The sequence below is a fragment of the Blautia sp. AF34-10 genome, assembly GCF_003477865.1.
GTDB lineage: Bacteria > Bacillota > Clostridia > Lachnospirales > Lachnospiraceae > Fusicatenibacter > Fusicatenibacter saccharivorans.
Genome location: NZ_QUED01000046.1, coordinates 1 through 7,923, shown reverse-complemented (window position 1 = coordinate 7,923; position 7,923 = coordinate 1). Strand labels below are relative to the sequence as shown.

Sequence of the window (7,923 nt, the reverse complement as noted above, 5' to 3'; positions counted from 1 at the left end):
AAAATACATTGAATAATAACAAATATTAAGTAACAGATAATAGAAGCTGTTCCTAAAGAAATGTTATAGATTTGTGATATTGAATACATCACAGAACTAAAAGCAGCAACTCCTAAATCAAAGCGAACATTTAATACAACAGCAAAAGCTATTAAATTCAAACCAAGAAAATACAAAAAATATTTTTTCATTCTTATTACCTCATCATGTCTATGGTACTGTAAGCCACCAGAACCGGAGATTCTGCCTTGATGGCACACTTATAAAAAGCCCAAAGGTCTTGATTTCAAGGCTTTCAGGCTTAAGTTAACCCCAGCGGAGTCTGTTGTGTTTATCTTACTGGAATTTCACCTTCATCTATCAGTCTGTCTGGGGAAAATACAATACGGATTCTTCCGTCTGTCGCAACCTTGCAATCTCCGTCAAACGCATTCTTACCGCCATCCTCGATTTTCGCAGTTCCTGAAAGGATATTCTCACAGATGCGTATCGCTGTATTCATGATGCTATGATCCATGGAACCAACGAAAGGCATTCCCGCATATCCCACATGGCCATTAAAATTGCGGTCAAATTCACTTTCATAGGACTTGATTTTATCCAGAGCTCCCAATAGTGTATTAATACTGTCTCTGCAGAGCAGATTACCATTGCAGGCATCTCCAGAAAACAGGATTCGCTCTTTCCGATCAAGGAAACAACAGCCTCCCGATGTATGACCCGGTGTCTCAATTACCTCGATACTGCGTCCCCCCAGCTCAAACACCATCCCCTCCTTCAAAGGAAGACATTTTGGCATCTTTTGTATCCGCCGGATATCCGCAGGGCTACAGTCATACACATCGTAAGCTCCCATATTTCCCAAAAGTTCCACATAATCTGCGATGCTATCATAATTTATCGGTTTAAGACTATCCTCATCTTTTTCGTGAATATATACCTCTTCAAACTGAGCAGCTCCTCCGATATGATCCGGATGTCCATGTGTCAGCACTACATCATAGGGAAGCGGAGTCAGCCAGGAAATCAGCTTTTTCAGGTCTGTCATTCCGACACCCGTATCGATGAGTAATGCACGTTCCGTACCTTTTAACAAAAACATGGCTGTCATACCAGCCTCATTGATAACCCAGGTGTCTTTTGCAATCTCCGTCACCTGATATGTAGTCAGCTTTGCCATATGCATTCCATCCTTTCCGCATCAGTGCATAAATACATTTTCTGCATCCTCATCTAATGGTACAGTAAATGCCGGAGCATGTTTAACAAGAAGCTCCATCAGCCTGTGGTCATAATTATCTTTAACTTCGCAGATATTGTCAAAAATCATAATTGCCTCTTTACCTGGCTCACATACCGGCCACTGCGGAAGAGAAGGAACGGAAGGATTTCCGTATCTCGCAAAGTTTATCCAGGCACCACATATTCTCTCCTGCAGGCGGTCTGTTTCTCCCGGCACATTGCAGATAGGAATTCGGTCAATATTATGGAAAACAAACGGGATTTCAGAGCAATGCCATGCCAGTTTTCCTCCCTCATATGGGAATTCATAATTAAACATGTAGGAATATACGGGAGCTTCCTTATGTACTGACTTCTTCGCAATGAAATCTTTCGATGCATAACGGAAAATATAATCCAGCGACAGAACATCTACAAGGCGATTATTCGGATATGCTTTTTCGAATTCTGCTGCAATCTCTTCTGCATCCTCCTGAAAGCATTTTTCCAGAAGTTTCATCGTTTCCTCACGGGTCAGTTCATCCCTATTCTCCAGAACCGGCTTGAAATCAAATTCTCCAAAAACGCTACCCACTATCACCGGAATCTTTTTTGCTCCATCGGTAAATCCTACTCTGCGCGGATCACCTGCATACCATGAATTTGCTCTCGGCTCTCCTCCCACGTAGAGTCCTTTCTCCTGCAGCTTGGGTGACACCTTATTATATGCTTCCGCAAGGAAATAGTAAGGAATCGTTTCCAAATCCTCAACGGATTCCAACTTCAATTCCGTCAGAAGGGCCTCCACAATTGCGGTACCGTCATCCTCTGCCTCTTTTTTACCTTCTTCTATTACGCCGCTCTGGATAATCCCCTTATGGAATAAACCTTCTGCAGCCGGTGTATTCATCAGGGAATAAACTTTCATTCCACCACCGGACTGACCAAACAGGGTTACATTACCTGGATCTCCGCCAAAACCAGCAATATTGTCCTGAATCCAATGAAGGGCTGCGACCATATCTGCATTTCCCACATTAGCAGAATTGTAGTATTTTTCCCCATAAGCAGATAAATCAAGATATCCCAAAATATTCAGACGATGGTTCAATGACACGACAACCACATCTCCGTACTCACTCAGATGATCTCCCTCATACGCCACCTGTTCAATGGATGAGCCTGCAAAGAATCCACCTCCGTGCAACCATACCATAACCGGTTTTTTTGCTTCCGGATCCAGACTCTGTGTCCAAATATTCAGATACTGGCAATTCTCATCCATTGGCCAGTAACGATGTGGGATCATAGCCTCCATCAACGGATGATCCTGCATCAGCATAGGACACACATAACCGTAGGCCAGAGCATTTTTAATACCTTTCCATGGTTTTACCTCTCTGGGCATTTGAAAGCGATCAGCATCAGCATACTTGATGCCATGGAAAGTGTATGTAGAATTCATCTTAAATCCCCGTATCTTACCCGCCTTAGTCTGAACTACCGGTTCTGCCTTACTACAGTAAAAACAATCTCCCATTTTGTATTCCACCTTTCTTTAGTAATTTTATGTATATCTTATTTCATTACAATTTTGTCATTTTTTTGTTACCGTTTTATTACATCTCTATCTCCACATACAGTTTGCATATTGGTCTCTTCCTGTATTGCAGCCCGATACTGAGAGGGAGTCATATGATAATGCTTTTTAAACGCACGAAAAAAGTTTTCCGTATTTTCATATCCAATCTCTTTTCCGACTTCAGTCATCCTCCCATTTTCTAAACTTTTTCACCTCATTATGCAATAATTGTTGATACCCATCTACTATAATCCCATACATTTCAGAATGATCCGAAGATTATGGACTGCACATCTTTGCACATCTCCGAGACACAGACGAGGTTTCTTATCTAAATGTCCTTTGTACCCGATTGCTCTGCCATCATCTAAAATAAAAGCAACTTCCTCATTGGCCGGGCATATCTTTGGCACAAAGCCTGCCGGATCATTGAAAAATGTTTTCATATCATTTGCCTGCATGTAGACTTTTTCCCCATCAACCAAAATCTCTCCATCCTTCATCTCGGCAGTATGTCCTTCACCCAGAGGTGCCATGACTGTATCCGGTCCTTCCGGATCAACCGTAAAGGAATTCCAGCGGGCTGCGAAAACCGGTGCAAATGGTACTTCCTGCACCATAATTACCTGCCCACGTTCATCAAACTCCGGCATAACTGTTCTCACAGCCTGAAGAATATTCATGGCCCTTCCTTTTCCTCCCGGCATAATCAAATCATTTCCGGCATGCATGGATTTCCAGGGTGTACTGCTGCCTCCGTTCCAATCAGTCATGATCAGACCTTCAAATCCCCATTCTCCGCGGGCAAGATCCGTACATAAGTCATAACTATCTGCTGTAGGAACACCGTTGATCAGATTGTAGGAACTCATGATAGACAACGGCTGAGATTCCTGAATAGCAATTTTATAGGGTTCCAAATAAATCTCCCTCAGTGCCCGCTGACCAATCACAGAATCCACAGCATTCCGATTCGTCTCCTGATTATTAGCTGCATAATGCTTAATGCATCCACCTCCTCCTGGCAGGCTCTGAAGACCGCGTACCATTGCTGACGCCATCTTTCCAGATATGAGAGGATCTTCAGAAAAATATTCAAAATTTCGTCCGCACATAGGATCACGCTGAATATTCATTCCTGGTCCCAGAAGCAAATCAATCCGCATTGCCTGCATATCTGCTGCCATTCCGCATCCTACCTGTTCCAAAATTTCCGGATCAAAAGACTGAGCAAGAAGCGTACCCACCGGCCATGCCGTACAGTAATGGTATACCTGCCTCTTTTCCCCCGATTCCAAATCGGTTGCCTCAAACTGCTGTGTGATACGCACACCGCCCGGACCGTCTGCCAATACAATAGAAGAAACACCATAACTTTCCAGTGCGTGTGTTGTTTCCCCTGCCGCTCCAGGTACAGATTCCGAACTGGCTCCAATCACAGGATTGTTCTCATCCTGCACACCCCAGCCTGTACCACAGCAAAGATCCGCTAATTGTGCAGCATCAAGCTGTGCGGCAAATTCTTCCATTGACACTCTGCCCGAAGCCACATCATTCAGCTTCCATTCTTTCTTTTCCACATACCGTACTGTTTCGTAAGGCATAACCGGCTGATAGCTGGTATCTGTCGCATATGTAACCACCTTTTCATCGCTATAGGCTGAACGCGAATCCAGCGTTTCCGGTATCTGCACAGCCAGAAGAACCGGTACATCCTTCCATATAGTTTCATCCTTTCGGTCAGTTAACCCCTTCTTTTCCTCCAAAGTTTCCGTTAACGGAAGCTCCACCAATACCTGTTCTGTCAAAGCAGTTTGTTCCAGCCGAATCTTGCACACCGGTTTTGTATCTCTGGAAGAAGTACCGATACGCACTCCATAATCTCCTTTTGACAGAATATAACCTCCTGCATTTTCACTATAAGATGCAAGATTACGCAGCGGTATGCGGATTTTGATATCTTCCTTTTCGCCCGGTGCCAGTAACATCGTTTTTTGGAAACCTTTCAGCTCCTGTTCCGGCATATCCATCTCCGATACCGGTGCAGAAACATATACCTGCACAACTTCACGTCCGGCAAACGCTCCTGTATTTTCTACTGTTACGCCAAGAACCAGTGTATCCTCATCCAGCGATGCCTCCAGATTTCCCAGTGCAAATGTCGTATAGGAGAGTCCATAACCAAAAGGATAACCCGGCTCAACATTAAATGTATCAAAGTAACGATAACCTACATAAATTCCTTCCGTATATACTGCCTTATTAAAATCCTGAAGGAAATTGCCTGCCGTAGGATAATCTTCATATTTTTTTGCCCAGGTTGCGGTCAGTTTTCCTGACGGTGTTGCCTTACCTGTGAGAATATCGGTAACGGCGGCTCCTCCCTCCTGTCCTGCCTGCCCCATGAGAAGAATAGCATCCGCACAAGCTGCCTCCAGATCCTGCACCGATATGGAGCCCGGAACATTCAGCACCAGTATCAATGAGGAAAAAGCTGACCGCAGCTTTTTAAGATTATCCATCTCCACTGCAGAAAGCCTGTAATCTCCAATTTCATACTTTTTATCCCCAATGGATACTTCTTTTTTCATGAAACGATCATTTCCCTCACCGGAATTTCTCGAAATGACACAAATAGCAGTTTCTGTTTCTTTTGCATATTCTTCCAGTTTTTCTGTTGTCAGCGGTTCCTCCGGAAACGCAAAAACACTCATGACTTGGTCCTTCATCTCTCTTTTGGCCAGATCATAGCATCTGGCCCACGCCATCTGCTGTTCCCGGTTCACAATCTCAAAACCTTCTGTTTCCATAGCATTCAGAATATTAATATGATAACGCAGAGACTGATCCACATCCTGATCACCACCGCCGGAAAGACCGCCGTTAAAAGGATCTCCCGATCCCGTTCCGCCGCGGATTGTTCTGGCAGCTCCGTTTCCAAACAAGGCAATTTTTCCCCTGCCCTTTAACGGAAGAACCCCATTTATGTTTTTTAAAAGTACCATTCCCTGCGTCGCCGCTTCTCTCGATATTGCAGCACCGCTGATCTCACGTTCGGACATCGGCGGATATATCGTATTACTTTTCATATTTTTTCCCTGCCTTTCATTTCTATTCCCCTCTTATCCATTTATGAAAAGAACCTGACTCCTTACGAATCAGGTCCCTTTATCAGTTTCCATATTTTTGCTTATGAAATTTTTTCTGCCAGGAAATCTGTCATCATCTGTTCCGTTTCTTCCAATCCATTAGCCTCATAATCCGCAATCAGCTTATCCCAGTTTGCATCAAAATTATCTACACTTTCTGTTACGCACTTAATCAGTCCCGGCCATGCAATCTCATTCAGAATTTCCACATTGTTCGTAATCTCCTGCGGTGTCGCATATGCCCAAAGTGGGGAATACGGCGGTGTTTCGAATTCATCTGGCTGCGGGAAGATATCGGTCAGCATCTCTACATTCCATGCTTCACAAGCTGCCTTCTGCTCCTCGTTATACTCTGCAATTACAGATTCTCTCGTAACAGGTGTGTAAGGATTACCATTTTCATCCACTGCACCGTCTCCATAAATCGGAAATCCCGTATAATTGCCAATACCAGTATTTTTTCCGTAATCCGGATCAGAACTTGCTTTTGCAATCTCTTCTTCCGTACGATATCTCATTCCATTCTCATCTACAAAATAGTTTTCTCCTTCAACACCCCATTTGTAAAGTACTGCACCCTCATCGGAGCAGAGATAATCAAGGAATTTAATTGCACGAACCGGATCCTCACAGTCCTTTGTGATTGCCAGTCCGTATCCAACCTGAAGACCCTGATACATCAGTGTGGGTGCCTTCGTCTCAGCATCAATTGTCACAGGAAGCGGACAATATGTTTTATCCAGTTTTCCTTCTGCTTTCAATGTTGCTTCCGCCTGTCCATAATGCCAAAGTGCATCAGTAATAGCTACAACACGTCCGCTGGCAAGCTTTGCAATGTAATCGTCATCTGTCTGTGTTGCAAAGTTTGGATCCAGAATTCCCTCATCATACATACGACTCAGCCATCTGAAATATTCTTTTTCTTTATCACTCACATGCTTGTAAATGCAGTTATAGTTATCATCAACAAGCCAGGAACCGTTATCCGGTGCACCATCAGCAATAAATCCAGCGGGATTACTGAGTGTAATGAGCCAGTGCCAGTCAGCAGCACTCATGGAAATACCAATGGTATCCAGACCATCATCGGTTTTAGGATGTGCTGCCAGGTACTGCTTGATCAGGGCTTCATACTCCTCCAGAGTCTTAGGATATTCATAATTATTTTCCTTAAGAGCTGCGTACTGTATCTGGCAGTTTCCTCCGGTTGCCAAAATCTGGTATCCTACACCAGCATAAGAAAGCTGATATATTCCTTCATCTCCAGAACCCCATTTCAGCTTTTCAAACTCATCGCCGTACATTTTTTTAATATTTGGACCATATTCCTCGATCAGATCTGTCATATCAATAAGTGCACCTGCCTCATACAGACTGTTTACACTTTGCTTAGCATAAATCATATCTGGATATTTGTCCTCAGCAATCATCAAAGATATATCCTCGTCAGGATCGCCTGTACTGGATACCGGATAGGAAATATCCAAAGTCACACCTGTGGCTTCAGTAATCGCCTGAGCAACAGGATTTTCCCAGTTACCATTTTTTCCGTCTGCATTGTAGTACTTGAAAGTTATAGGTGACAAATCATCCTTACTGTCCCCAGTACTGCTCTCGCTGTTTTCATTCTTGCTGCTTTCGCTCTTACTGCTTTCCGTATCCTTGGAGCCACATCCTGCCACTGTTCCAACGCAGAGTGCTGCTACCATAAGCAGAGCTAAAATTTTCTTCCTTTTCATGTTATTCCTCCCTATATTCTTAGAAAGTCCTACTATAAGGCCAAACATTTGAGATTTTACAATACCTCTATTATTTGTCTCTCATTGCAATAACTCTCCAAAATTATTTTAGATTTTCACGCGCGTTTTTACTTATCTAAAAGATATCATGGATAGTATATTTTAGATTTTCACGCGCGTTTTTACTTATCTAAAAGATATCATGGATAGTATATTGGAAGATATAGAAGAA

The 7,923-nt window shown here is 43.3% G+C and carries 5 protein-coding genes and 1 pseudogene; all 6 read right to left on the bottom strand.

Annotated features, from left to right (window positions below; all coding sequences use genetic code 11):
- Positions 1-191, bottom strand: a pseudogene (locus DWZ60_RS17625) (hypothetical protein); the annotation flags it as partial.
- Between the two features lie 140 nt (positions 192-331).
- A complete protein-coding gene (locus tag DWZ60_RS16265; protein WP_158555036.1) occupies positions 332-1,180 on the bottom strand; it encodes an MBL fold metallo-hydrolase in 849 nt (282 codons plus the stop codon).
- Positions 1,181-1,201: 21 nt separating this feature from the next.
- On the bottom strand, positions 1,202-2,761 hold the full coding sequence (locus tag DWZ60_RS16260; protein ID WP_119222123.1) for a carboxylesterase/lipase family protein: 1,560 nt from the start codon (positions 2,759-2,761) through the stop codon (positions 1,202-1,204).
- A gap of 68 nt (positions 2,762-2,829) precedes the next feature.
- Positions 2,830-2,991 carry a helix-turn-helix domain-containing protein gene (locus DWZ60_RS21350; protein WP_082424921.1) on the bottom strand — a complete coding sequence of 54 codons (162 nt, stop codon included), beginning with the start codon at positions 2,989-2,991 and terminating at the stop codon, positions 2,830-2,832.
- A gap of 57 nt (positions 2,992-3,048) precedes the next feature.
- Positions 3,049-5,892 carry a beta-glucosidase gene (locus tag DWZ60_RS16250; RefSeq protein WP_119222121.1) on the bottom strand — a complete coding sequence of 948 codons (2,844 nt, stop codon included), beginning with the start codon at positions 5,890-5,892 and terminating at the stop codon, positions 3,049-3,051.
- Between the two features lie 101 nt (positions 5,893-5,993).
- Positions 5,994-7,691: an extracellular solute-binding protein gene (locus tag DWZ60_RS16245; protein WP_055220729.1), complete on the bottom strand. Its 1,698-nt coding sequence runs from the start codon at positions 7,689-7,691 to the stop codon at positions 5,994-5,996.
- Between the last annotated feature and the right edge of the window lie 232 nt (positions 7,692-7,923).